The following is a 23705-nucleotide window of genomic DNA, read 5'->3' as shown; positions in this document are numbered from 1 at the left end:
CCCTACTCCTGGTCGTTTGCCGTGTTGTCGGGTTGCTGGTTGCCCGGTTGCTGGGCGTTGCCCTGCTGATTGCCTGCCGCGTCACCGGCCGCTTCGCCGTCGCCCGGCTTCTCGTTGATGTTGCCGACGACCTTGCCCGAGCCGTCGACGAGGTCGCCGTTGGGCTGGACGGTGACGGTGACCGTGGGGGTGGGCTTGGGCTTGGTCTTGACGGGCTGCTTCGGCAGGACCGTGTCGCGCGGGTCCGAGCGCGGGGCCTGGACGACGACGCCGACGATGTCGAGCTTGGTGAACCCGACGTAGGGCTTCACGTAGACGGTCCGGGTCAGTGCGCCGCCCGAGGGGTCCACGCGGACGACCTCGCCGACCGGGACGCCGGGCACGAAGGGCTTGTCCTTGCTGGAGCCGAAGGTGACGAGCCGGTCGCCCGCCTTCACCTTGGCCTTGCCGTTGAGGAACTGGACCGAGAGCGGGCGCGAGCCCTGGCCGGTGGCGAAGCCGAGCTCGTCGGTCTTCTCCATCCGGGTGCCGACGGTGAAGTCCGGGTCGTTGGCCAGCAGGACCGTCGCGGTGTTCGGGCCGACGGTGGTGACCCGCCCGACCAGCCCCTCACCGTTGAGTACGGTCATGTCGCGGCGGATGCCGTCGTCGGCGCCGGCGTCGATGGTGACCGTCCAGGAGAAGCCCTGGGCCGCTCCTATGGCGATGACCTCGGCGCCCTTGATGCCGTACTGTCCGGCGCCCGCGTTCTTCAGCATGGCGTCGAGCTGGCGGACGCGGCTGTTGGTGCGGTCGTCGCTGCCGAGCTTGGCCTTCAGCGCGGCGTTCTCCTGCTCCAGGGCGGAGATCCGGTCGTGCCGGTTGCCGGAGTCCCGTACCGCCCCTATGGCGTTGCCCACCGGGTCGACCGCTGCCGCGACGCCGTTCTCCACCGGTCCGAAGACCGTGGCGGCGGCCTGCCGGGCACCGTCCACCGGTGACTCCTCGCCGCCTCGGATATCCACCGTGATCAGGGCGAATGCGATGGCGATCAGCAGCACCAGGAGCAGCCGGCTCTCTCGTGTGTCCCTCACGTGCGGCGGCCGTGCCTTCCTCGTCGGAATGTTCGTGCCTGTGTGTACGTGTCTGTACGTGTATCTACGTCAGTGTCCGTCTCTGCGTCAGTACGTGTACAGCAACGATCTATATCAACGATCCGGCGGGCGGAGCCGCAGCGTCCGCGCGCCGGATCGGGTGATGTTCCGTCCGTCCTACCGGCGGGGCTGGGCGTCCAGCACCTGCTGGAGCGCCTCGAACTCCTCGACGCACTTGCCGGAGCCGAGCGCCACGGAGTCCAGAGGGTCCTCGGCGATGTGGATCGGCATGCCCGTCTCGTGGCGCAGCCGCTCGTCCAGACCGCGCAGCAGCGCGCCGCCGCCGGTGAGGACGATGCCGCGGTCCATGATGTCGCCGGAGAGCTCGGGCGGGCACTTGTCGAGCGTCGTCTTCACGGCGTCGACGATCGCGTTGACCGGCTCCTCGATGGCCTTGCGAACCTCGGCGGCCGAGATGACGACCGTCTTGGGCAGCCCGGAGACCAGGTCCCGGCCACGGATCTCGGTGTGCTCGTCCTTCTCCAGGTCGAACGCGGAACCGATCGTGATCTTGATCTGTTCGGCGGTCCGCTCACCGAGGAGGAGCGAGTACTCCTTCTTGATGTGCTGGATGATCGCGTTGTCCAGCTCGTCACCGGCGGTCCGGATCGACTGGGCAGTGACGATTCCGCCGAGCGAGATCACCGCGACCTCGGTGGTGCCGCCACCGATGTCGACGACCATGTTGCCCGTGGCCTCGTGGACCGGCAGGCCGGAACCGATGGCCGCGGCCATGGGCTCCTCGATGATGTGCACCTGGCGCGCGCCGGCCTGCGTCGACGCCTCGATGACGGCGCGGCGCTCGACCCCCGTGATACCGGAGGGCACGCAGACGACGACCCGGGGGCGGGCCAGGTAGCGGCGCTTGTGGATCTTGAGGATGAAGTAGCGGAGCATCCGCTCCGTGATCTCGAAGTCGGCGATCACGCCGTCCTTCAGGGGCCGCACGGCGACGATGTTGCCCGGCGTGCGGCCGATCATTTTCTTGGCCTCGGAGCCGACCGCCAGAATCCCGCCGGTGTTGGTGTTGATGGCCACGACGGACGGCTCGTTCAGAACGATGCCGCGCCCCCTGACGTACACCAGCGTGTTGGCAGTCCCTAGGTCGATAGCCATGTCACGGCCGATGAACGACATTGAGTTCCCCTTGTTCCCCATGAGGATGCGTCGGGCCTTCCCAGGTAGCGAAGATGGCTTGTTCTGGTAGGCGAGGTTGGCGCTGCGGGCGTGGAAGCTTCCATCGTAGTGCCGTATGCACGGACACAGCGCGAGGGTCCTTCGCCATTGTGAGCGGAACGGGTGCCCGTCCTACCCATGGTGACGTTACGTCGGAGGGATGCGTTCCCGCGATCCCAAACCCTATGCCGAAGGGCGACCGAATTACTTCGGTCGCCCCAGGCAGGCAGCGCTGTTTGGCCGATCGGGTCAGGAAAGTCCCGGAAAGAAAAGCTTCAGTTCTCGCTCTGCGGACTCCTGCGAGTCCGAGGCGTGGATGAGGTTCTCCCGGGTGATCGTGCCGAAGTCACCACGGATCGACCCGGGCGCGGCGGCGATCGGGTCGGTGGGGCCGGCCAGGGCACGGACGCCCTCGATCACCCGCTCGCCTTCGGCCACCAGGGCGACGACCGGGCCGGAGGCCATGAACTCGACGAGCGGCTCGTAGAACGGGCGGCCCTTGTGCTCCCCGTAGTGCTGCTCCAGCGTGTCCTGGTCCAGGGTGCGCAGCTCCAGCGCGGTGATCCGCCAGCCCGCCTTGCGCTCGATCCGGCCGACGATCTCGCCGATCAGGCCGCGGCGGACCGCGTCGGGCTTGAGCAGGACGAGGGTGCGCTGAGTCATGTGCGGCTCCTTGCAGGCATACGGGTGCGGTGAGGGCGAGATTACAGGGGTACGGAGACGGGCCGACGCCCGGGTTCACCCAGAGTCACCCTTGGGCCTCGGCCGCCGGGAACAGTGTCAGGCCGCGGCTTGGCCGGCCTCCTGCTGGGCCGCCCAGCGGGCCTTGGCCTCGTCGATCTTGCGGCCGTAGTGGATCGAGGCCCACCACAGCCCGCCGAAGACCAGGCCGAGGATGAACATCATCGGGACCACGAAGCCGCTGAGGACCAGCGCGACCTGGAGCGCCCAGCCGAGCTGGATGCCGCCGGGGCGGCCGAGCATCCCGCAGAGCAGCAGGGAGAGCACCATCCCGGCGCCGCAGACCGTCCAGACCGCTGCCATGGAGACGTCGTCCAGCTTCATCGCGACGAGTCCGGCGAAGCCGATCACGAAGAACTCACCGAGCAGCGTCGAGGCGCAGAGCGTACGCATCCTTCTTCTCAGCCCCTTCCCAACAGCAGCCGGGCCTCGCCGACCGTGATCACCGATCCGGTCACCAGGACTCCGGCGCCCGCGTACTCGTCGTCCTCCTCGGCCAGCGTGATCGCCGCCTCCAGCGCGTCGTCGAGTCGCGGTTCGACCTGGACCCGGTCGTCGCCGAAGACCTCGACGGCGATGGCGGCCAGCTCGTCCGCGTCCATCGCGCGTTCGGTGGAGTTCTGTGTGACGACGACCTCGGCGAAGATCGGCTCAAAGGCTTCCAGGAGCCCGCGCACGTCCTTGTCGCCGCTGGTGCCGACCACGCCGATCAGCCGGGAGAAGCTGAACGCCTCGGAGATGCCGTCCGCCGCGGCCTTGGCGCCCGCCGGGTTGTGGGCGGCGTCCAGGACGACGGTCGGGCTGGAGCGCACGACCTCCAGACGGCCGGGCGAGAGGACCGCGGCGAACGCCTTGCGGATCGCGTCGATGTCGAGCGAGCGGGCCTGCTCGGCGCCGATACCGAAGAACGCCTCGACGGCGGCGAGCGCCACCGCGGCGTTGTGCGCCTGGTGGGCCCCGTAAAGCGGGAGGAAGATGTCGGTGTACTCGGTGGCCGCGCCGCCCAGGCCGCGCAGCGTCAGCAGCTGCCCGCCCACCGCGACCTCCCGGGAGACGATGCCGAACTCCATGCCCTCGCGGGCCACGGTGGCGTCCACCTCGACGGCCTTCTTCAGCATCACCTGCGCGGCGTCCACCGGCTGCTGCGCCAGGATGACCGTGGCGCCCTGCTTGATGACTCCGGCCTTCTCCCCGGCGATCTCGGCCGGTGTGGTGCCGAGGCGGTCGGTGTGGTCCAGCGAGATCGGGGTGACGACCGCGACGGTGGAGTCGATGACGTTGGTGGCGTCCCAGGTGCCGCCCATGCCGACCTCGACGACCGCCACATCGACGGGCGCGTCGGCGAAGGCCGCGTACGCCATGCCGGTGAGCACCTCGAAGAAGGAGAGCCGGTAGGGCTGCTGGGCGTCGACCATCTCGACGTACGGCTTGATGTCCTCGTACGTCTCGATGAAGCGCTCGGGCTCGATCGGGGAGCCGTCGAGGCTGATCCGCTCGGTGATCGACTGGACGTGCGGCGAGGTGTAGCGGCCGGTGCGCAGCTCGAACGCGTTGAGCAGGGCTTCGATCATGCGGGCCGTGGAGGTCTTGCCGTTGGTCCCCGTGATGTGGATCGAGGGGTAGGCGCGCTGCGGCTCGCCGAGCACGTCCATCAGGGCGGCGATGCGTGTGACGGAGGGCTCGAGCTTGGTCTCGCCCCAGCGTCCGGCGAGCTCCTGCTCCACCGCGCGCAGCGCCTTGTCGGTCTCGGGGTCGGTGGGTCGGGCGGGGACCGCTTCGCCCTGGGGTGATCCCGCGTAGGTGCGCAGGGTGCGGCTCCCGGCTTCGATCACCGCCAGGTCGGGGTCGCGCTGGGTCTCTTCGCCGACGATCTCCTCGAAGGTGTCGTCGGGCTGGGACGCGTCGTGCCGGTCTGAAGGGCGGGGCTCACTCACGGGGCCAGTCTACGGATGGGCACCGACATCGCGCGCAGCGCCCGGCAGACTGCCCGCAGACGGTACGGCGAAGCCCCCACTCCCCCGGTCGGTCGGGGGTGCGGGGGCTTCGCCGTACAGCTGATCAGCTCGCGGGGAGGGCCGCCAGCTGGGCGGAGATCCGCTCGATGTCGGCCTCGGCCTTGGAGAGGCGACCGCGGATCTTGTCGACCACGTTGTCCGGGGCCTTGGCCAGGAACGCCTCGTTGCCGAGCTTCCCGGTGGCCTGCGCCTTCTCCTTCTGCGCCGCCTCCAGGTCCTTGGTCAGCCGCTTGCGCTCGGCCGGGACGTCGATCGTGCCGGACAGGTCCAGCGCGACGGTGGCCCCGGCGACCGGGAGGGACGCGGTGGCGTGGAAGCCGTCGCCTGCGGGCTGGAGCCGCAGCAGCTGGCGGATGGCCGCCTCGTGCGGGGCGAGCGCCGTGCCGGTCAGGGTCAGCTCCGCCGGGACCTTCTGGCCGGGCTGGAGGCCCTGGTCGTTGCGGAAGCGGCGGACCTCGGTGACGACCTGCTGGACGAGCTCGATCTCCTTCTCGGCCGCGTCGTCGCGGAAGCCGGAGTCGCCCGGCCACTCGGCGATGACGATCGACTCACGCCCGGTGAGCGCGGTCCACAGCGCCTCCGTGACGAACGGGACGATCGGGTGCAGCAGCCGCAGCATCACGTCGAGGACCTCGCCGAGGACCCGGCCCGAGACCTCGGCCGGGCGGCCGCCCGCGAAGAACGTGGTCTTGGAGAGCTCGACGTACCAGTCGAAGACCTCGTCCCAGGCGAAGTGGCGCAGCGCCTCGCTGATCTTGGCGAACTGGAAGTCGTCGTAGAACGCGTCGACGTCCGCGACCGTCTGGTTGAGCCGGGACAGGATCCAGCGGTCGGTGACCGACATCTCCTCGACCGGGGGCAGGTCGCCCTCGATCGTGGCGCCGTTCATCAGGGCGAAGCGGGTGGCGTTCCAGATCTTGTTGGAGAACTTCGCCGAGCCCTGGACCCAGTCCTCGCCGATCGGGACGTCGGTGCCCGGGTTGGCGCCGCGCGCGAGGGTGAAGCGCAGGGCGTCGGAGCCGTACTTGTCCATCCAGTCCAGCGGGTTGACCACGTTGCCGAAGGACTTCGACATCTTCTTGCCGTGCTCGTCGCGGACCATGCCGTGCAGGACGATGGTGCCGAACGGCGGGACGCCGTCGTTGACGTACAGGCCGAACATCATCATCCGGGCGACCCAGAAGAAGAGGATGTCGTAACCCGTGACCAGGACGGAGTTCGGGTAGAACTTCGCGAGGCTGTCGGTCCGTTCGGGCCAGCCGAGGGTGGAGAAGGGCCACAGGCCCGAGGAGAACCAGGTGTCCAGGACATCGCTGTCCTGGGTCCAGCCCTCTCCGGTGGGCGCCTCGTCGTCCGGTCCGACGCAGACGACTTCGCCGTTCGGGCCGTACCAGACGGGGATGCGGTGGCCCCACCAGAGCTGGCGCGAGATGCACCAGTCGTGGAGGTTGTCGACCCAGTCGAAGTACCGCTTCTCCATCTCCTGCGGGTGGATCTTGACCTTGCCGTCGCGGACCGCGTCACCCGCGGCCTCGGCGAGCGGGGCGACCTTGACCCACCACTGGAGGGAGAGGCGCGGCTCGATGGTGGTCTTGCAGCGCGAACAGTGGCCGACGGAGTGGACGTACGGGCGCTTCTCGGCGACGATCCGGCCCTCGGCGCGCAGGGCGGCGACGATGGCGGAGCGGGCCTCCAGACGGTCCAGGCCCTCGAAGGGGCCGGGGACGGTGATGACCGCGCGCTCGTCCAGGACGGTGATGAACGGCAGGTCGTGTCGGTTGCCGATCTCGAAGTCGTTCGGGTCGTGCGCGGGGGTCACCTTGACCGCGCCGGTGCCGAACTCGGGGTCGACGTGGTGGTCGGCGACGACGGGGATCGTACGGTCGGTCAGCGGCAGCTTGATCTGCTTGCCGATCAGGTGCTGGTAGCGCTCGTCGTCGGGGTGGACGGCGACGGCGGTGTCACCGAGCATCGTCTCGGCGCGGGTGGTGGCGACGACGATGGTCTCGTCACCCTCCCCGTACGTCATGGAGACGAGCTCGCCGTCGTCCTCCTGGTACTCGACCTCGATGTCGGAGATCGCGGTGAGACAGCGCGGGCACCAGTTGATGATGCGCTCGGCGCGGTAGATCAGCCCGTCGTCGAACATCTGCTTGAAGACGGTCTGGACGGCCTTGGAGAGGCCCTCGTCCATGGTGAAGCGCTCACGGGACCAGTCGACGCCCTCGCCGAGGCGGCGCATCTGGCCGGAGATCTGGCCGCCGGACTCGTCCTTCCACTGCCAGACGCGCTCGACGAAGGCCTCGCGGCCCAGGTCGTGGCGGGACTTGCCCTCCTTGCCGAGCTCGCGCTCGACGACGTTCTGGGTGGCGATGCCGGCGTGGTCCATGCCCGGCTGGTAGAGCGCCTCGAACCCCTGCATCCGCTTCCGGCGGACGAGGGCGTCGATCAGGGTGTGCTCGAAGGCGTGGCCCAGGTGGAGGGAGCCGGTGACGTTCGGCGGCGGGATGACGATGCTGTAGGGCGGCTTGTCGCTGTGCTCGTCGGCTTCGAAGTAACCACGCTCTACCCAGCGCTCGTACAGCTTCCCCTCTACATCGGCCGGCGCGTACTGGGTCGGCAGTTCGGGGTTGCTGGCTGGCTGCTGCGATGAGTTCTCGGTCACGGGGGACAGTTTAGGGCCGTCACAGGTCTGCACTGAAACGGATTGGTTCAGTAACGGTGTCCGGGCCGATGGCCCATGTCAGGGCGGCTTCCGTCAGGATGTTCGCAACGCATAAGAATTCTGGAGGGGACACCGCAATGAGCTACAACCAGCCGGGCCCGTACGGTGGGCAGCCGCCGCAGGGCCAGCCCGGACCGTACGGCCAGCAGCCCGGGCCGTACGGCGGCCCGCCGCCGCAGGGCCCCCCGCAGGGCCAGCCCGGCTACGGCTACCCCCAGCAGGCCCCTCCGGGCGTCCCGCCGCAGCAGCCGGGCCCGTACGGCGCGCCGCCCCAGGGCCAGCCCGGCTACGGCACCCCTCCCCCCGGCCAGCCCGGCTACGGCTACCCGCAGCCCCAGCAGCCGGGCCCGTACGGGCAGCAGCCGCCGGCTCCTCCGTACGGCGGCCAGCCGGTGTACGGGACCCAGCCGCCGCAGCAGCCGAAGAAGAAGACCGGGCTGATCGTGGGGGCGTCCGTGCTGGCGCTCGCGGTCATCGGAGCCGGGGTCTGGTACTTCGCGGCGGGCGGCGCGAGCAACAGTGATGTGGCCGACTCCACCAAGGGCTACAAGCTGACGCCTGCCGCCGCGGTGGACGACTACAAGCAGGACCCGTCCAAGCCGGCCCGGTCCGGTCCGCTGACGGGGAAGTCGAAGTCCGACGCCGAGGCCGCGGGCGTCAAGGACCCGCAGCAGGCCGGCGCCGATTACCAGAGCGGTTCGAAGGACAACCCGCTCACGCAGAAGATGCTCCTCCTCCAGGGGTACTGGGGCGAGGTCGAGGACCCGGCCAAGGTCATCAACAACTCCTTCAACGACGCCGAGACGAAGATGAGAGAGAGCAGCAACGGCAACAAGGTCTCGCTCGTCGGCAGCCCCAAGGACGTCAAGCCGACCGGGTTCGACGGCGCCCTGATGCGGTGCCAGGACATCAAGACGATCAACGAGAAGGCCGACGGCACCCTCGCGAAGGGACCGACAGAGGTCATCACCCCGGTCTGCATCTGGGCCGACTACAGCACCGTCGGAATGGTCGTCGCCGTGGACGTCGGCGGCGCCCTGACCGGCAAGGGCATCCCGCAGGAGGACGTGGCCGCCCTCGCCGCCAAGCTCTACAACACCTCGCGCACCAAGATCTGACGCCTCAACCCCGAAGGGGCGCCCGCCGGTTGACCGGTGGGCGCCCCTTCGGCGTACGTAACTGTGCTGCCGCTACGCGGACTTCTCGTGGCGGCCGCCGCCGTCGTTCTTGCCGATCGTGCGCGGCTCGCGCGGAACCAGCGTCGGGTTGACGTGGTTGCGGACGACGTCCGGCGTGATGACGACGCGGGCGACGTCCTTGCGGGACGGGACCTCGTACATCACGGACTGGAGGACTTCCTCCATGATGGCGCGGAGGCCGCGTGCGCCGGTCTGGCGCAGGATCGCCTGGTCGGCGATGGCCTCCAGCGACTCGCGCTCGAACTCCAGCTCCACACCGTCGAGTTCGAACAGCCGCTGGTACTGCTTGACCAGGGCGTTGCGCGGCTCGATGAGGATCTGGAGCAGCGCCTCGCGGTCCAGGTTGTGGACGGAGGTCAGGACGGGGAGACGGCCGATGAACTCGGGGATCATCCCGAACTTCACCAGGTCCTCCGGCATGACCTCCTGGAACTGGTCGCTCGCCTGGATCTCCAGCTTGGAGCGGATCGTGGCGCCGAACCCGATGCCCTTGGCGCCGGCCCGGGACTCGATGATCTTCTCCAGGCCGGAGAAGGCGCCGCCCACGATGAACAGGACGTTCGTCGTGTCGATCTGGATGAACTCCTGGTGCGGGTGCTTGCGTCCGCCCTGCGGCGGCACGGAGGCGGTGGTGCCCTCCAGGATCTTCAGCAGGGCCTGCTGGACGCCCTCGCCGGAGACATCGCGGGTGATCGACGGGTTCTCGCTCTTGCGGGCGACCTTGTCGATCTCGTCGATGTAGATGATCCCGGTCTCGGCCTTCTTGACGTCGTAGTCGGCCGCCTGGATCAGCTTGAGCAGGATGTTCTCGACGTCCTCGCCGACATAGCCGGCCTCCGTCAGCGCCGTCGCGTCGGCGATGGCGAACGGGACGTTGAGCATCCGGGCCAGCGTCTGAGCGAGGAGCGTCTTGCCGGAACCCGTGGGGCCCAGCAGCAGGATGTTCGACTTGGCGAGCTCGATCGCGTCCTCACGATTGGCGCCGCCGCCGTTCTCTCCGGCCTGGACCCGCTTGTAGTGGTTGTACACCGCGACCGAGAGGGCCTTCTTCGCGGGCTCCTGCCCGACGACGTACCCCTCCAGGAACTCGTAGATCTCGCGAGGCTTGGGAAGCTCTTCCCAGCGCACCTCGCTCGTCTCCGCGAGCTCCTCCTCGATGATCTCGTTGCAGAGATCGATGCACTCGTCGCAGATGTACACACCGGGTCCCGCGATGAGCTTCTTCACCTGCTTCTGGCTCTTGCCACAGAACGAGCACTTGAGCAGGTCGCCGCCATCACCGATGCGTGCCACGAGGTGCTTCCCCTTCGCCTGGGAGGCCGCCTGGTTCAGCGGCTCCTGGTGCCTCTATCCGACGGTACCTTGCCTGGGCCCCCGTTCGGGCCCCCCTTGGCACGGTTCACACGGCCGAGACCGTGCAAACGGAATGTGCCAAGGGGAAAGACCGACGTCAGAGCGATGCGCCCGCGGTGGTCTTGCGGGTGGACACGATCTGGTCGACGAGCCCGTATGCCAGGGCGTCCTCGGCCGTGAGGATCTTGTCGCGCTCGATGTCCTCGCTGATCTTCTCCAGCGGGGTGGTCGAGTGCCGGGCCAGCATCTGCTCCAGCTGCGTACGCATGCGGAGGATCTCGTTGGCCGCGATCTCCAGGTCGGAGAGCTGCTCGCGGCCCGTCTGCGAGGACGGCTGGTGGATGAGCACCCGGGCGTGCGGGAGCGCCATGCGCTTGCCCGGCGTGCCCGCGGCGAGCAGGACGGCGGCGGCGGAGGCGGCCTGGCCCATGCAGACCGTCTGGATGTCCGGCTTCACGAACTGCATCGTGTCGTAGATCGCGGTGAGCGCGGTGAACGAGCCGCCGGGGCTGTTGATGTAGATCGAGATGTCGCGGTCCGGGTCCATCGACTCCAGGCAGAGCAGCTGCGCCATGACGTCGTTGGCCGAGGCATCGTCGATCTGGACGCCCAGGAAGATCACGCGCTCCTCGAAGAGCTTCGCGTACGGGTCGTACTCACGCACACCCTGCGAGGTGCGCTCCACGAAGCGCGGGACGACATAGCGGTTGTCCACCTGCGGGCCGGTGTAGAGGCCGCTCGCGGAGGCGCCGGGGAAGTTGTTCATGTGGGTGTTCACCATCCTGGTGGCGTTCTGTGGGCTGGGGGTCTCGGCGTACGAGAGGTGTGTGGAAGGTGCTGCCGGTCCGGTGGGAACCGGATCAGGCACCCGTGCCGCCGCCGCCCGGGATGCCCGACGCGACCGTGATGATCTCGTCGATGAGGCCGTAGTCCTTGGCCTCCTCCGCCGTGTACCAGCGGTCGCGGTCGCCGTCGCGGATGATCGTCTCGACGGTCTGGCCGGAGTGCCGGGCGGTGATCTCGGCCATGCGCGTCTTGGTGCGGAGCAGGTACTGGGCCTGGATCTTGATGTCCGAGGCCGTTCCGCCGATACCGGCGGAACCCTGGTGCATGAGGATGTCGGTGTTCGGGAGCGCGAAGCGCTTGCCCGCGGCACCGCCGGTGAGCAGGAACTGACCCATCGAGGCCGCCATGCCCATGCCGATGGTGACCACGTCGTTCGGGATGTACTGCATGGTGTCGTAGACCGCCATGCCGGCCGTCACCGAACCACCGGGGCTGTTGATGTAGAGGTAGATGTCCTTGTCCGGGTCGGCGGCAAGGAGCAGGAGCTGTGCGGTGATCTTGTTGGCGATGTCATCGTCGACCTGCTGACCGAGGAAGATGATGCGCTCGCCGAGCAGTCGGCTGTAGACCTGGTCACCGAGGCCTCCACCGAGGGACGGCTCTCCGGCGGCGTAGGGCATCAGATTCGTCACGTATCCACCTGCTCGTCTCTGACGGCTCCGGCCGTCTCAGCGTCTTCGTACCGGGCGGGTGAGGGAATCCCCCACCCTTCCTCTTCATGGACCCTAACGCGCAGGTGGGACAACGCCATCCCGGTTCCGCAACTGTTCGCTGGGAGCGCAAGCTCCGCAGTGGGCACAGGGGTTCCGGCGCCGCACAGCGATGCGACGGAATACGGCGGCGGGCCCCGGACGCGTGAAGCGTCCGGGGCCCGCCGTGCCGATCAGCGTGAGGCTGTCGTGCGGATCAGGGCGAGGCTCAGGCCTCGTTCTTCTCCTCGGCCTTGTCGGCCGCCTTCTCCTCGGTGGTGGCCTCGGCAGCCGCCTCCGTGGTCTCTTCCTCGTCGTCCTCCAGGTCGACGACCTCACCGTTGGTGTCGACGACCTTGGCGGCCTCGACGACGACGGCGAGCGCCTTGCCGCGGGCGACCTCGCCGACGAGCATCGGCACCTGGCCACCCTCGACGACGGCCTGGGCGAACTGGTCGGGGCTCATGCCGGAGGAGGCAGCGCGCCGCATGAGGTGCTCGGTGAGCTCCTCCTGGTTGACGTTCAGCTTCTCCTTGTTGACGAGCTCGTCAAGGATGAACTGGGTCTTGATGCCCTTGATGGCCTGCTCGGAGGTCTCGTTCTCGAACTCCTCCAGGGTCTTGCCCTGGATCTCGAGGTACTTCTCGAGGTCGAGACCCATCTGACCGAGCTGGTGGTGCTCCAGGTTGTGCTTGCGGGTCTGGACCTCGTCCGCGAGCAGCTTCTCCGGGATCGGGACCTCGGCGAGCTTCAGCAGCTCCTCCAGGACGCGCTCCTGGGCCTGGGTGGCCTGGTCGTACTGCTTGGTGGTCTCCAGGCGCTTGCGGCTGTCGGCCTTCAGCTCCTCCAGCGTGTCGAACTCGCTGGCCATCTGGGCGAAGTCGTCGTCCAGCTCGGGGAGCTCGCGGGAGGCGACGGCGGTGACCTTGACGGTGACCTCCGCGGCCTTGCCCTCGGCGGAGCCGCCCTTCAGCTCGGAGGTGAAGGTGGCCTCGCCACCGGCCTCCAGGCCGGTCACGGCCTCGTCGATGCCGTCGAGGAGCTCGCCGGAACCGATGGTGTACGAGACACCCGCGGCGACGCCGTCCTCCAGGATCTCACCGTCGACCTTGGCCTCCAGGTCGATCGTGACGACGTCGCCGTCGACGGCAGCGCGCTCGACCGGGTTGGTGGAGGCGAAGCGCTCGCGCAGCTGCTCCACGGCCTTCTCGACCTCTTCGTCGGTGACCTCGAGGGCGTCGACGGTGACCTCGATGCCGGAATAGTCCGGGATCTCGATCTCGGGGCGTACGTCAACCTCGGCGGTGAAGGCCAGCAGCTCGCCGTCCTTCAGCTCGGTGATGTCGACCTCGGGCTGACCGAGGACGTTGAGCTCACCCTCGTTGACAGCCTCGGTGTAGAACTTCGGGAGGGCGTCGTTGACGGCCTCCTCCAGCACTGCACCGCGGCCGAACCGCTGGTCGATGACCCGGGCGGGGATCTTGCCCTTGCGGAAGCCCTTCACCGTGACCTGCTGGTTGATCTTCTTGTACGCCGCGTCGAGGCTGTCCTTGAGCTCCTCGAAGGGCACCTCGATGCTGAGCCGAACCCGAGTCGGGTTCAGGGTCTCCACGGCGCTCTTCACGGTTCGGTCTCCTTGGTGGCTGACTTCTTGGGGTTCTGCTGGGCCGCCGATTGGCGGCTTCGCGGACCGAGCCCGGTACATCAGACACACGGGCACGCAATTTGCATAGTAACGGCAAGGGGGAGGACTCCCACAATGCGATCTTGCTGGTGGTCGGGGTGGCCGGATTCGAACCGACGACCTTCCGCTCCCAAAGCGGACGCGCTACCAAGCTGCGCCACACCCCGTCGGTGCGACACGTAGGGTACATGCACCGGAGCCGTACGTCGGCCGCTTTACGGGGCGGTCCCCGAGCGGTGGTCCGGCGGCCGGCGTCAACCGGTGTGCGGAGAGCGCCGCCGACCCGCTACGATGCTTTCCGTGCCGCGGTCCCCGGACCTGCGGTGCACCGCTCGCGGGCGTAGCTCAATGGTAGAGCCCTAGTCTTCCAAACTAGCTACGCGGGTTCGATTCCCGTCGCCCGCTCCACGCCTGGGCCCGGTCCGACATCTCTGTCGGACCGGGCCTCTTGCGTACGGGCCTTCTCGGGTACGGCGGGCCGCGCGGCGGACGCGGCCGCGCTCAGAAGCTGATCTGGTTGATCGTGTCCGCTATCGAGTTCATGAACCTGTTGATCGACGGCGCCATGCCGGTCGATGCCAGGAAGAAGCCGAAGAGCACGGCGACGAGCGCGGGCCCCGGCTTGATGGAGCCCCCGCGGATCAGCACCACCAGGACGACCGCGAACAGCAGCACCATAGACAGTGAAATAGCCACGTCTGATCACACCCTCGGTCGGTCCGCCTTGCCGGCCCGGAAGCGTGCACCACCGCGCGCCCCGTCGCGTCCATCGTGCCACCAACTCCCCGGTGTCTGCTGCCGGGTGACGGATCACACTGACCGGATCCCGCCATCCTGCCCAGCCCAGGGGGGCTCCACGCAGGACACCCCGTGCTTCTGTCGGGGAATCTGTTCGGCCTCATATTCGCCGACCCGTGCCGCAGTGATCGTTTCCATATCCCCACAGGTGCTTCACAGGTAATTGAAGCCGCGCGATGCGACGTAATTCACTCACCCAACACCCCACCGATATGCCCCGTTTAAGCGGGATCAATGGTGTCATATAGGACGGTGTTCGGCGGTTTCACATTCGAATAGAGGGGAACACGCGATATTTCGTCGCGGTTTTACGCGAAGCAATCGACGCGTCTAAGGTGCCTTAGATGTTCCAAGCCCCGAGCGTATTCACAAGGGCCCCGCTCCCCCCGGCGACCCGGGAGTCGGAGCCCAGACGCGAGCAGACGCTCACCGCCACGCGCCCCGCCCCGGAGCGCGGTGCCCGCACGGCCGGTGCCCCGGCCCCCTCGGCGGCGAAGAAGCGCGATCCCTACTTCGACAACGTGAAGTATCTGGCGATCGTCCTGGTCGCGGTGGCGCACGCCTGGGAACCGGTGATGGACGGCAGCCGGTCCACCCGGGCGCTCTACATGATCGTGTACACGTTCCACATGCCGGCCTTCATCCTCATCTCCGGCTATTTCTCCCGCACGTTCGACATGTCCGCGCCGAAGGTGAAGCGCCTGATCACCGGCGTCGCCGTGCCGTACGTGCTGTTCGAGACGGCCTATTCGCTCTTCAAGCGGTACGTGGACGATGCGACGGACACCTCGATCAGCCTGGTCGATCCGCTGTTCCTGACGTGGTTCCTGATCGCCCTGTTCATCTGGCGGGTCACCACGCCGATCTGGCGCACGCTGCGTCATCCGCTGCCGGTGGCCCTCGCCATAGCCATGCTGGCCTCGGTATCCCCGGACATCGGCGACGACCTGGATCTCCAGCGGGTCTTCCAGTTCCTGCCGTTCTTCGTCCTCGGCCTGCTGATGAAGCCCGAGCACTTCCAGCTGGTCCGGCGCCGCGAGGTGCGGCTGCTCTCGCTGCCGCTGTTCGTGGGCGCCCTGCTGTTCGCCTACTGGATCGCCCCGCGCATGCAGCTCGGCTGGCTCTACCGCGCCAACAGCGCCCAGGAGATGGACGCTCCGTGGTGGTCCGGCGCCGTGATGTCGCTGGCCATGTTCGGCTGCGCCCTGGCACTGACCATCGGCTTCCTGGCCTGGGTGCCGCGCAGGAACATGTGGTTCACGGCACTGGGCGCCGGGACGATCTGCGGCTATCTGCTCCACGGCTTCCTGATCAAGGGGGCCGTGTACACGGGCCTGTTCGACCGGCACACCTGGCTCTCCGGCCCCGTCGGACTGGTCGTCGTCTCGGTCGTGGCCGCGGCCGCGGTGACGCTGATGTGCTCCCCGCCGGTGGGCCGGGCCCTGAAGTTCGCCACCGAGCCGGACATGAAGTGGGCGTTCCGGAAGGATCCCGCGAAGCGCTGAAGCCGCCTCCGCGCGGCTCCCCCGATCCACCCGTGACGAGCGTCTCGGGTGGATCAGTGCGTTCACGGGTTGGCCGAATCCTTTCGGTCAGCGGGTGATTCCCCACCGGCCAGCCCCAACAGCGCCCGCACCTGCGCATACTTCGCGGTCAGCCGGGTACGCGTCGGTTCGTCCAGGACCGCGAGGCGCGCCGGATCCGCGTTGTGTGCCAGATCCGCCTCCTTGATGAGCAGCGCGCCCGGGGTGGCGAGGATCCGCGCGGCGTACGCGGACAGCTCCTCGCCCGGCCGTTTGGTGACGGCGAGGACCATGTCCTTGACCTCCTGCGGCAGTGCGGCCTCCGCCAGCCATCGCACGGAGAGCGCGTCGTCCTCGATCGCGTCGTGCAGCCAGGCCGCGGCGATCTGCCGGTCACTGCCGCCACGCACCCGTACGCCCTCGGCCACCGCCGCCAGGTGCTCCGTGTACGGGCGGCCCGCCTTGTCGGTCTGTGTCGCATGGGCCTGGCGGGCAAAGGCCTCGACCTGGGTCAGGTTCAGATGGTTGCCGGTCATGGACCGACTCTATTGCCGCTGGTCAACACCCTTCCGCACCTGGCGTGTTGACGGAAACGAGTCCCGTTTCCCAAACAGACAAAAGCTGACAATCTGACGGATTCACAGTTGCAGAGTCAATCGTTCGGTAAACTAATTACTGATGGTTTGTTGACACTCTCTTGACGCCCTCTTGACCTACCCGAAGGAACAGGCTCATCGGACACGCAGACACCCTCCTCGCCATGGGCGGCGCCTTCCTGGCCGCTGCCGTCCTCGCCCGCCTCGGCGGCCGCATCGGGCTGCCGACGATCCCCCTGTTCATCCTGGCCGGGATCCTCCTCGGCCCCCACACCCCCGGTTACACGCTTCTCTCCAACCCGCACGACCTGGAGATGCTCTCCGCGCTGGGACTCGTCCTCCTGCTCTTCTACCTGGGGCTCGAGTTCCACATGGACGACCTCAAGACGGGCGGCCGGAAGATGGCCATCGCGGGCGGGACCTATCTGGTCCTGAACGTGGGCGCCGGTCTCGGCTTCGGATTCGCGCTGGGCTGGGGCACATCGGAGGCGCTGGTCCTCGCCGGTGTGCTCGGCATATCCTCGTCCGCCATCGTCACCAAGATCCTGGTGGACCTGGGGCGCATCGGTAACCCGGAGACCCGGCCGATCCTCGGTATCATCGTCGTCGAGGACGTCTTCCTCGCCCTCTACCTCGCCGCGCTGCAGCCCATCCTCTCCGGTGCGGACAGCCTCACGGCGATGCTCATCGACGGCGGCAAGGCCTTCGGCTTCCTGCTGCTGCTCGCCCTGGCCGCCCGGTTCGGGACGAAGGTCATCGGCAAGCTGATGAACACCAAGGACGACGAGCTCCTCGTCATCTCCTTCCTCGGTGCCGCGGTCTTCGTCGCCGGAGTCTCCGAGATGTTCGGTGTCGCCGACGCGATCGGTGCCTTCATGGTCGGTCTGATGCTCGGCTCGACCACGTCCGGCGAGCGCATCCTCAAGCTGGTCCACCCGCTGCGGGACGCGTTCGGCGCGATCTTCTTCTTCGCCTTCGGTCTCTCCATAGACCCGGGCGACCTCCTGAGCGTCTTCTGGCCGGTGCTGGCGGCCGTCGTCGTGACGCTCGCCATGAACGTGGCCGCCGGCCTCGCGGCCGCCAAGGTCTACAGCTTCGGCGCGCAGGCCACGGCCAACATCGCCACCACGCTGGTGGCCCGGGGCGAGTTCGCGCTCATCCTGGCCACGATGGCGGCGGGCGCCGGACTGGACAAGCGGCTCTCGCCCTTCATCGCCGGCTATGTGCTGCTGCTCGCCGTCCTCGCACCCCTGGCTGCCGGACGCTCGCACTGGCTCGCCAAGATCCTCCCCGGAGGACGCGGCAAGGACAGCGACAAGGATCAGGAACAGATCCCGGTGTCGGTCTGAACGGAACCCGGTGCCGGCGGGGACGGAGCCGGGGCCGGTCCGGACGGAAGCGGAGAAGTGCCCTCGGGCCGCACCCGCGAGTGACGATCACCACATGATCACTCGTGGGTGACGGGCGCCTCTCCGTTGACGAGAGGCCGTGGGAAAGATCCGGTGACCGGGTTTCTCAGTGCCTGCGCGAGAGCAGCAGGAGCGCCCGGTCGTCGTTGACGTCCTTGGCGCAGGCCTCGATCAGATGCCAGGCCGCGCCCTCGAAGCCGGTGGAGACATAGCGGTCGGCCTCACCCGTCAGCCGGTCGATGCCCTCGGCGATGTCCCGGTCGGACGCCTCCACCAGGCCGTCCGTGAAGAGCATCAGCACGTCCCCCGGCGCAAGCGATCCCTTGACCGCGTCGAACTCTGCTCCGTCGTAGACGCCGAGCAGCGGGCCTTCCCCGGACTTCTCCTCCCAGTGTCCGCTGCCCGCGTGGAGCTGGAGGGCGGGCGGATGGCCGGCCGAGAAGATCTCGTAGTCGCCGGAGTCCAGGTCCAGCACCAGGTGGATCGAGGTCGCGAACCCCTCGTCCCAGTCCTGCCGCAGCAGATAGCCGTTGGCGGCGGCGAGGAAGCCGTGCGGCGGCAGCGAGCCGAGCAGCCCGCCGAAGGCCCCGGAGAGCAGCAGGGCGCGGGATCCGGCGTCCATGCCCTTGCCGGAGACGTCGGTGAGCACGGCCTCCAGGGTCCGGCCGCCGTTGGTGCGGGCCGCGACGACGAAGTCCCCGGAGAAGGACTGGCCGCCGGCCGGGCGCAGGGCCATCTCCCGGTGCCAGCCCTGGGGCAGCCGGGGCAGGGCGCTCTGGACCCGGATACGTTCGCGCAGGTCGAAGAGCATGGTGCCGCCGCGCCGCCAGGGCACGCCGACCCGGGCCCGGAACTGGGCGAGGATCAGCCCGAAGAACCCGCAGGCGGCGACCACGAGCACGGTGCCCGGGGTGACCCGGGCGGGGCCGTCCAGGTACGGGCCGAGGGTGAGCGCCTCCACGATCAGGGCGCCGGCCGCCGTGGCGTACAGGCCCAGCAGGCTGGCGGGGCGCAGCAGGAGGCCGCCCGCGACGATGGGGAGGGCGAGGGCGGCCGGGTCGATCCAGACCGGGCTGGTGATGGTGGCGAACGTGATGGCCGGAATCGTCAGCAGCAGACCGGCCAGCGCGATCCAGTCGGAGCCGTCGCCCCGGAAGTAGTCCACCCCGGATTTGCGCAGCCCGATGCGGGCCCGGTGCATCGATCTGCGCCACCGGGCCCAGAAGTCGTCCACTCCTCCGCGACGGGCCATTGCCGGGACCCTATCCACCCGGACGCCTCCGGTGCAGGGGGCCCCGTGACAATGCGCGCGAAATCGGGTCGTCCGCTTCGGCCCGCCCTGGTAGGGATGGCGTATGACTTCAGAACTCCGTGTGCTGCGACCTGCCGAATGGAACCCCTGGTTCGCCTGTCTGGAGCGTGCGTTCGGGGGTGCGCTGAGCGCTCCGGAGTCGCTTGCGCTCTGGCATGAGCTGACCGAGTACGACCGGAACATCGGCCTCTGGGACGGGGAGGCGTGCGTCGGTACGGCGGGGGCGTACAGCTTCCGGCTGACGGTGCCCGGCGGTGCGGTGGTGCCGGCGGCGGGGGTGACGGCGGTGAGCGTGGCCGGTACGCACCGGCGGCGCGGGCTGCTGCGGACGATGATGCGGCGCCAGTTGGACGACGTACGTTCCTGGGGCGAGCCGCTCGCCGTGCTGACGGCGTCGGAGCCGGCCATCTACGGCCGCTTCGGGTACGGGGCCGCGACCCGGGCCATGAGCCTGGACGTCGACACCGCCCGCGTACAGCTCGAACTGCCGCCGGGCACCGACGAGGTGCGGGTGCGGTACACGGATCCGGTGGCGGCCCTGCCCGCCTGCGAGGAGGTGTACGGGCGGCTCGCCGCGGAGCGTCCGGGCACGCCGGTGCGGCAGCCGAAGTGGGAGCAGGCCGCGGTGATCGACACGGAGAAGGACCGGGCGGGCGCCTCGCCGTTGCAGTGCGTGCTGGCCGAGCGGGACGGGGAGGTGCTGGGGTACGCCACGTTCCGGGTGCGGCCCGACTGGGACCGGGCGGGGCCGAAGGGGACGGTGGCACTGCGGGACCTCGGGGCGCTGGACGCGGCGTCGTACGCGGCGCTGTGGCGGTTCCTGTTCGGCATCGACCTGACGTCGACCGTGGAGGCGGGCGGGCGGCCGGTGGACGAGCCGCTGATGCATCTGGTCTCGGATGTGCGGCGGTGCCAGGCGCGGGTGCAGGACTCGCTCTACGTACGGCTGGTGGAGGTGGGGGCGGCGCTGGAGGCGCGGGCGTACCGCACGCCGGTGGATGTGGTGCTGGAGGTGGAGGACGCCTTCTGCCCGTGGAACGCGGGGCGCTGGCATCTGGTGGCGGACGCGAAGGGCGGCGCCTCGTGCAGGCGTGCGCCGGATCGCGCGCCGGATCTGGAGCTGTCGGTGCGGGAGTTGGGCGCCGCCTATCTGGGCGGGGTGTCGTTCACCTCGCTCGCGGCGGCGGGGCGGGTGCGGGAGGTGCGGCCGGGAGCGGTGGCGGAGGTCTCGTCGGCGTTCTCGTGGCATGTGGAGCCGTGGCTGCCGCACGGCTTCTGAGACGACCGGGTACGGGGTGCCGGTGAGGTGTCAGGTGCCGGGTGCCGGACCCGGGTTCTGGCAGCGCGGGCACCAGAAGAGGTTGCGGGCGGCGAGGTCCGCCGTCCGGATCTCGCTCGCGCAGATGTGGCAGGGCAGGTTGGCCCGGCGGTAGACGTAGACCTCGCCGCCGTGGTCGTCCACCCGGGGCGGGCGGCCCATGGCCTCGGGGAGGTGTTCGGGGCGGACGGTGTCGATCCGGTTGTGCCGGACGCCCTCACGCATCAGCTCCACGAGGTCCGCCCAGATCGCGTCCCACTCGGCGTGGGTGAGGTCCTTGCCCGCGCGGTACGGGTCGATGCCGTGGCGGAAGAGGACCTCGGCCCGGTAGACGTTGCCGACGCCCGCGATGACCTTCTGGTCCATCAGGAGGGCGGCGACCGTGGTCCGGCTGCGGGAGATCCGCTGCCAGGCGCGCTCCCCGTCCTCGTCACCGCGGAGCGGGTCCGGGCCTAGGCGCTCGTGTATCGCGCGCTTCTCGGGGTCGGTGATCAGGGCGCAGGTCGTGGGCCCGCGGAGATCGGCGTGGTGGTCCGCGTTGACCAGGCGGAGGCGGACGGTGTCGGTGGGCGGCGGGGGCGGGGCCGTGCCGAAGCCGAGCTTGCCGAAGAGGCCGAGGTGGATGTGGACCCAGCCGGTGTCACCGAAGCCGAGGAAGAGGTGCTTGCCGTGGGCGTCGGTGGTGGTGAGGGTGTGCCCGTCGAGCAGGGCCGCGCTGTCGGAGAACTTGCCCTGCGGGCTGCTCACCCGCACCGGGGCACCCGCGAACCGTTCGGCGTGGTCCTGGGCGAGGCGGTGGATCGTGTGTCCCTCGGGCACGGCGGGCTGCTCCCTGCGGGGGTACGGGGGTGGGCATGGCCGTGGGGGGGGGGGGGGGGGGCGCCCCGCCGCCCCCGGGGGGGGGGGGGGGGGGCCGCCGGGGGGGGGGGGGGGGGGGGGGCGGCACGCAAGGGGTGGGAGCGGGGTCAGCCCTGCTGGGGGTGGTGGGCCGGGATCGGGGGGAGCTCGCCGGTGTTCTCGTACGCCGAGAGCATCTCGATGCGGCGCGTGTGGCGCTCCTCGCCCGAGTACGGCGTGGAGAGGAAGATCTCGACGAACTTCGTGGACTCCTCAACCGTGTGCATCCGGCCGCCGATCGCGACGACGTTGGCGTTGTTGTGCTCGCGGCCGAGGGCGGCGGTCTGCTCGCTCCAGGCCAGTGCGGCGCGGACGCCCTTGACCTTGTTGGCGGCGATCTGCTCGCCGTTGCCGGAGCCGCCGATCACGATGCCAAGGCTGTCCGGGTCCGCGGCCGTCTTCTCGGCGGCACGCAGGCAGAACGGCGGATAGTCGTCCTGGGCGTCGTAGATGTGGGGGCCGCAGTCGACGGCCTCGTGGCCGTGGGCACCGAGCCACTCGACGAGGTGGTTCTTGAGTTCGTAACCGGCATGGTCGGATCCGAGGTACACGCGCATGGTGCGAAGTGTGGCACGAACTTCGCGGGGTAGCCGTCAGCGGGGTCACACGTCCTCATTCGATGATTCGCAGGTTCGAGCCCGATTTCGTGTGGCGAACACCACTCGGGCAACGATCCGGCAAACGATCCGAAAGAGGGGGTTCCCCTTCCGCCTTGTATCGGGCTTGAATGCGTGGCCTTGTCTTCGCACACCCCACGGGCACGACCCACGGCGGAGCAGGGCACACCCTCATGCTCGAAAAGGTAAGGAATCCCCCCATGACGTCGCAGACGACGCTGGCGAAGCCGGGCCAGGAGCCCGGTGAGCCGGACCGGCCGGACTCGTCGGGCGGGCTTCAGGCAGGCCTGAAGAACCGCCACCTCTCGATGATCGCGATCGGCGGCGTGATCGGCGCCGGGCTCTTCGTGGGATCGAGCGCAGGCATCGCGGCCGCGGGTCCGGCGATTCTGCTGTCGTACGCGATGGTCGGCCTGATGGTCGTCCTCGTGATGCGGATGCTCGGCGAGATGGCCGCCGCCCGCCCCAGCTCCGGCTCCTTCTCCGCCTACGCCGACCAGGCGCTGGGCCGTTGGGCCGGTTTCTCCATCGGCTGGCTCTACTGGTTCTTCTGGGTCGTCGTACTCGCCGTCGAGGCCACGGCCGGCGCCAAGATCCTGGAGAGCTGGATCCCCGGTGTCCCGCAGTGGGCCTGGGCTCTGATCGTGATGGTCGTGCTGACCGCCACCAACCTGGTCTCGGTGGGCAGTTACGGCGAGTTCGAGTTCTGGTTCGCCGGGATCAAGGTCGTGGCGATCGCCGCGTTCGTGATCGTCGGCATGCTCGCCGTGTTCGGGTTCCTGCCCGGTTCGGACAACGGCGGCTCCGGTCTCGCGCATCTGACGGACTCCGGCGGGTTCTTCCCCGAAGGGCCGGGGGCCATCCTCACCGGTGTGCTGATGGTGGTCTTCTCGTTCATGGGCAGCGAGATCGTGACCCTGGCGGCCGGTGAGTCGTCGGACCCGCAGCGGGCCGTGTCGAAGGCCACCAACAGCGTGATCTGGCGTATCGCCGTCTTCTACCTCGGATCGATCTTCGTCGTGCTGACGCTGCTGCCGTGGAACGACCCGTCGATCATCGAGAAGGGCAGCTACGTCGCCGCCCTCGATGTGATCGGGATCCCTCACGCCGGCCAGGTCATGGACTTCATCGTGCTGACGGCCGTGCTGTCCTGTCTCAACTCCGGCCTCTACACCGCTTCCCGGATGGCGTTCTCGCTCGGTGAGCGGGGCGACGCCCCGAAGTCCTTCGCCAAGGTCAACAAGCGTGGTGTGCCGCAGGCGGCGATCCTGTCCTCGGTCGTCTTCGGCTTCGTGGCGGTGTTCTTCAACTACCAGTGGCCCGACACGGTGTTCCAGTTCCTGCTGAACTCCTCGGGCGCGGTGGCGCTCTTCGTCTGGCTGGTCATCTGCTTCACCCAGCTGCGGATGCGCGGGATCATCCTGCGTGAGACCCCGGGCAAGCTGGTTGTACGGATGTGGCTCTTCCCGTATCTGACCTGGGCGACGATCGCGATGATCTCCTTCGTCCTGGTCTACATGCTGACCGACGACACCGCCCGCGAGCAGGTCGTGCTGTCGCTGCTGGTCGCGGCGCTGGTGGTGGGGATCTCGCTGTTCCGCGAGGCGCGCGGCCGCAAGGCCGTCGCGAAGTGATCCGCAGCCGCTGACGCCTCAAGGCCGCACGAAGAGGGGC

The 23705-nt window shown here is 68.8% G+C and carries 20 protein-coding genes and 2 tRNA genes; 6 read left to right on the top strand and 16 right to left on the bottom strand.

Going from position 1 to position 23705, the window contains the following annotated elements:
* Positions 1 to 2 precede the first annotated feature (2 nt).
* The 6 genes from mreC to ACK8N7_RS24965 form a co-directional block, all read right to left on the bottom strand.
* Complete coding sequence (gene mreC, locus ACK8N7_RS24990; protein WP_099129364.1) at positions 3 to 1073, bottom strand: rod shape-determining protein MreC; 1071 nt, start codon at positions 1071 to 1073, stop codon at positions 3 to 5.
* A 177-nt stretch (positions 1074 to 1250) separates the two neighbouring features.
* The gene (locus ACK8N7_RS24985; protein WP_015608503.1) at positions 1251 to 2270 is read right to left on the bottom strand and encodes a rod shape-determining protein; all 1020 of its coding nucleotides are present in this window, start codon (positions 2268 to 2270) and stop codon (positions 1251 to 1253) included.
* Positions 2271 to 2558: 288 nt separating this feature from the next.
* A complete protein-coding gene (ndk, locus tag ACK8N7_RS24980; protein WP_032753273.1) occupies positions 2559 to 2972 on the bottom strand; it encodes a nucleoside-diphosphate kinase in 414 nt (137 codons plus the stop codon).
* A gap of 117 nt (positions 2973 to 3089) precedes the next feature.
* Positions 3090 to 3443, bottom strand: a complete 354-nt coding sequence (locus ACK8N7_RS24975) for a DUF4233 domain-containing protein (RefSeq protein WP_403208085.1) — start codon at positions 3441 to 3443, stop codon at positions 3090 to 3092.
* Between the two features lie 8 nt (positions 3444 to 3451).
* Positions 3452 to 4984 (bottom strand): bifunctional tetrahydrofolate synthase/dihydrofolate synthase, encoded by a 1533-nt coding sequence (gene folC / locus ACK8N7_RS24970; protein WP_500444197.1) that lies wholly within the window; start codon positions 4982 to 4984, stop codon positions 3452 to 3454.
* Between the two features lie 124 nt (positions 4985 to 5108).
* Positions 5109 to 7730 (bottom strand): valine--tRNA ligase, encoded by a 2622-nt coding sequence (locus ACK8N7_RS24965; protein ID WP_403208081.1) that lies wholly within the window; start codon positions 7728 to 7730, stop codon positions 5109 to 5111.
* A 137-nt stretch (positions 7731 to 7867) separates the two neighbouring features.
* Between ACK8N7_RS24965 and ACK8N7_RS24960 the strand changes: the two genes are divergently transcribed.
* Positions 7868 to 8908 (top strand): hypothetical protein, encoded by a 1041-nt coding sequence (locus ACK8N7_RS24960; RefSeq protein WP_403208079.1) that lies wholly within the window; start codon positions 7868 to 7870, stop codon positions 8906 to 8908.
* Positions 8909 to 8980: 72 nt separating this feature from the next.
* Here the strand turns inward: ACK8N7_RS24960 and clpX are convergent, their stop codons facing one another.
* From clpX to ACK8N7_RS24935, 5 genes are all read right to left on the bottom strand, one after another.
* Positions 8981 to 10282 carry an ATP-dependent Clp protease ATP-binding subunit ClpX gene (gene clpX, locus ACK8N7_RS24955; protein WP_015608509.1) on the bottom strand — a complete coding sequence of 434 codons (1302 nt, stop codon included), beginning with the start codon at positions 10280 to 10282 and terminating at the stop codon, positions 8981 to 8983.
* A gap of 157 nt (positions 10283 to 10439) precedes the next feature.
* On the bottom strand, positions 10440 to 11123 hold the full coding sequence (locus ACK8N7_RS24950) for an ATP-dependent Clp protease proteolytic subunit (RefSeq protein ID WP_032753278.1): 684 nt from the start codon (positions 11121 to 11123) through the stop codon (positions 10440 to 10442).
* A gap of 79 nt (positions 11124 to 11202) precedes the next feature.
* Positions 11203 to 11808, bottom strand: a complete 606-nt coding sequence (locus ACK8N7_RS24945; protein WP_030563671.1) for an ATP-dependent Clp protease proteolytic subunit — start codon at positions 11806 to 11808, stop codon at positions 11203 to 11205.
* Between the two features lie 298 nt (positions 11809 to 12106).
* Positions 12107 to 13501: a trigger factor gene (gene tig, locus ACK8N7_RS24940; RefSeq protein WP_500444196.1), complete on the bottom strand. Its 1395-nt coding sequence runs from the start codon at positions 13499 to 13501 to the stop codon at positions 12107 to 12109.
* Positions 13502 to 13651: 150 nt separating this feature from the next.
* A tRNA-Pro gene (locus ACK8N7_RS24935) sits at positions 13652 to 13728 on the bottom strand.
* Positions 13729 to 13895: 167 nt separating this feature from the next.
* Between ACK8N7_RS24935 and ACK8N7_RS24930 the strand changes: the two genes are divergently transcribed.
* Positions 13896 to 13969: transfer RNA gene (locus tag ACK8N7_RS24930), tRNA-Gly, on the top strand.
* Positions 13970 to 14062: 93 nt separating this feature from the next.
* Here ACK8N7_RS24930 and ACK8N7_RS24925 read toward each other — a convergent pair.
* On the bottom strand, positions 14063 to 14257 hold the full coding sequence (locus ACK8N7_RS24925) for a hypothetical protein (protein ID WP_015608513.1): 195 nt from the start codon (positions 14255 to 14257) through the stop codon (positions 14063 to 14065).
* Between the two features lie 446 nt (positions 14258 to 14703).
* Between ACK8N7_RS24925 and ACK8N7_RS24920 the strand changes: the two genes are divergently transcribed.
* Complete coding sequence (locus ACK8N7_RS24920; RefSeq protein ID WP_403208075.1) at positions 14704 to 15864, top strand: acyltransferase family protein; 1161 nt, start codon at positions 14704 to 14706, stop codon at positions 15862 to 15864.
* Between the two features lie 62 nt (positions 15865 to 15926).
* Here ACK8N7_RS24920 and ACK8N7_RS24915 read toward each other — a convergent pair whose 3' ends face one another.
* Positions 15927 to 16418 carry an HD domain-containing protein gene (locus ACK8N7_RS24915; protein ID WP_500444195.1) on the bottom strand — a complete coding sequence of 164 codons (492 nt, stop codon included), beginning with the start codon at positions 16416 to 16418 and terminating at the stop codon, positions 15927 to 15929.
* Positions 16419 to 16642: 224 nt separating this feature from the next.
* Between ACK8N7_RS24915 and ACK8N7_RS24910 the strand changes: the two genes are divergently transcribed.
* Positions 16643 to 17827, top strand: a complete 1185-nt coding sequence (locus tag ACK8N7_RS24910; RefSeq protein ID WP_403208071.1) for a cation:proton antiporter — start codon at positions 16643 to 16645, stop codon at positions 17825 to 17827.
* A gap of 166 nt (positions 17828 to 17993) precedes the next feature.
* Here the strand turns inward: ACK8N7_RS24910 and ACK8N7_RS24905 are convergent, their stop codons facing one another.
* The gene (locus ACK8N7_RS24905; RefSeq protein ID WP_403208069.1) at positions 17994 to 19139 is read right to left on the bottom strand and encodes a SpoIIE family protein phosphatase; all 1146 of its coding nucleotides are present in this window, start codon (positions 19137 to 19139) and stop codon (positions 17994 to 17996) included.
* Between the two features lie 103 nt (positions 19140 to 19242).
* On the opposite strand from ACK8N7_RS24905, the gene ACK8N7_RS24900 reads away from it, so the two are divergent.
* On the top strand, positions 19243 to 20478 hold the full coding sequence (locus tag ACK8N7_RS24900) for a GNAT family N-acetyltransferase (protein WP_500444194.1): 1236 nt from the start codon (positions 19243 to 19245) through the stop codon (positions 20476 to 20478).
* 30 nt (positions 20479 to 20508) lie between these two features.
* On the opposite strand, the gene ACK8N7_RS24895 is transcribed toward ACK8N7_RS24900, so the two are convergent.
* Positions 20509 to 21336, bottom strand: a complete 828-nt coding sequence (locus ACK8N7_RS24895) for an Fpg/Nei family DNA glycosylase (protein ID WP_500444193.1) — start codon at positions 21334 to 21336, stop codon at positions 20509 to 20511.
* 146 nt (positions 21337 to 21482) lie between these two features.
* The gene (locus ACK8N7_RS24890; RefSeq protein WP_398821391.1) at positions 21483 to 21971 is read right to left on the bottom strand and encodes a ribose-5-phosphate isomerase; all 489 of its coding nucleotides are present in this window, start codon (positions 21969 to 21971) and stop codon (positions 21483 to 21485) included.
* A gap of 260 nt (positions 21972 to 22231) precedes the next feature.
* On the opposite strand from ACK8N7_RS24890, the gene ACK8N7_RS24885 reads away from it, so the two are divergent.
* Entirely contained in the window at positions 22232 to 23665 is a 1434-nt protein-coding gene (locus tag ACK8N7_RS24885; protein WP_403208062.1) for an amino acid permease, read from the top strand.
* Positions 23666 to 23705: the final 40 nt, after the last annotated feature.

The sequence above is a fragment of the Streptomyces griseobrunneus genome, from assembly GCF_046713465.1.
Taxonomy (GTDB): Bacteria; Actinomycetota; Actinomycetes; order Streptomycetales; family Streptomycetaceae; genus Streptomyces; species Streptomyces microflavus.
This window is presented reverse-complemented; position numbering and strand designations above follow the sequence as displayed.

Excerpts from the sequence above, each read along its gene's own strand:
- ACK8N7_RS24915 (WP_500444195.1), bottom strand. The coding sequence starts at position 16,418 with ATGACCGGCAACCATCTGAACCTGACCCAGGTCGAGGCCTTTGCCCGC.
- ACK8N7_RS24905 (WP_403208069.1), bottom strand. The coding sequence starts at position 19,139 with ATGGCCCGTCGCGGAGGAGTGGACGACTTCTGGGCCCGGTGGCGCAGA.
- ACK8N7_RS24890 (WP_398821391.1), bottom strand. The coding sequence starts at position 21,971 with ATGCGCGTGTACCTCGGATCCGACCATGCCGGTTACGAACTCAAGAAC.
- ACK8N7_RS24900 (WP_500444194.1), top strand. The coding sequence starts at position 19,243 with ATGACTTCAGAACTCCGTGTGCTGCGACCTGCCGAATGGAACCCCTGG.
- ACK8N7_RS24975 (WP_403208085.1), bottom strand. The coding sequence starts at position 3,443 with ATGCGTACGCTCTGCGCCTCGACGCTGCTCGGTGAGTTCTTCGTGATC.
- ndk (WP_032753273.1), bottom strand. The coding sequence starts at position 2,972 with ATGACTCAGCGCACCCTCGTCCTGCTCAAGCCCGACGCGGTCCGCCGC.
- ACK8N7_RS24885 (WP_403208062.1), top strand. The coding sequence starts at position 22,232 with ATGACGTCGCAGACGACGCTGGCGAAGCCGGGCCAGGAGCCCGGTGAG.
- ACK8N7_RS24985 (WP_015608503.1), bottom strand. The coding sequence starts at position 2,270 with ATGTCGTTCATCGGCCGTGACATGGCTATCGACCTAGGGACTGCCAAC.
- ACK8N7_RS24960 (WP_403208079.1), top strand. The coding sequence starts at position 7,868 with ATGAGCTACAACCAGCCGGGCCCGTACGGTGGGCAGCCGCCGCAGGGC.
- ACK8N7_RS24945 (WP_030563671.1), bottom strand. The coding sequence starts at position 11,808 with ATGCCCTACGCCGCCGGAGAGCCGTCCCTCGGTGGAGGCCTCGGTGAC.
- ACK8N7_RS24920 (WP_403208075.1), top strand. The coding sequence starts at position 14,704 with ATGTTCCAAGCCCCGAGCGTATTCACAAGGGCCCCGCTCCCCCCGGCG.
- ACK8N7_RS24950 (WP_032753278.1), bottom strand. The coding sequence starts at position 11,123 with ATGGTGAACACCCACATGAACAACTTCCCCGGCGCCTCCGCGAGCGGC.
- ACK8N7_RS24910 (WP_403208071.1), top strand. The coding sequence starts at position 16,643 with ATGGGCGGCGCCTTCCTGGCCGCTGCCGTCCTCGCCCGCCTCGGCGGC.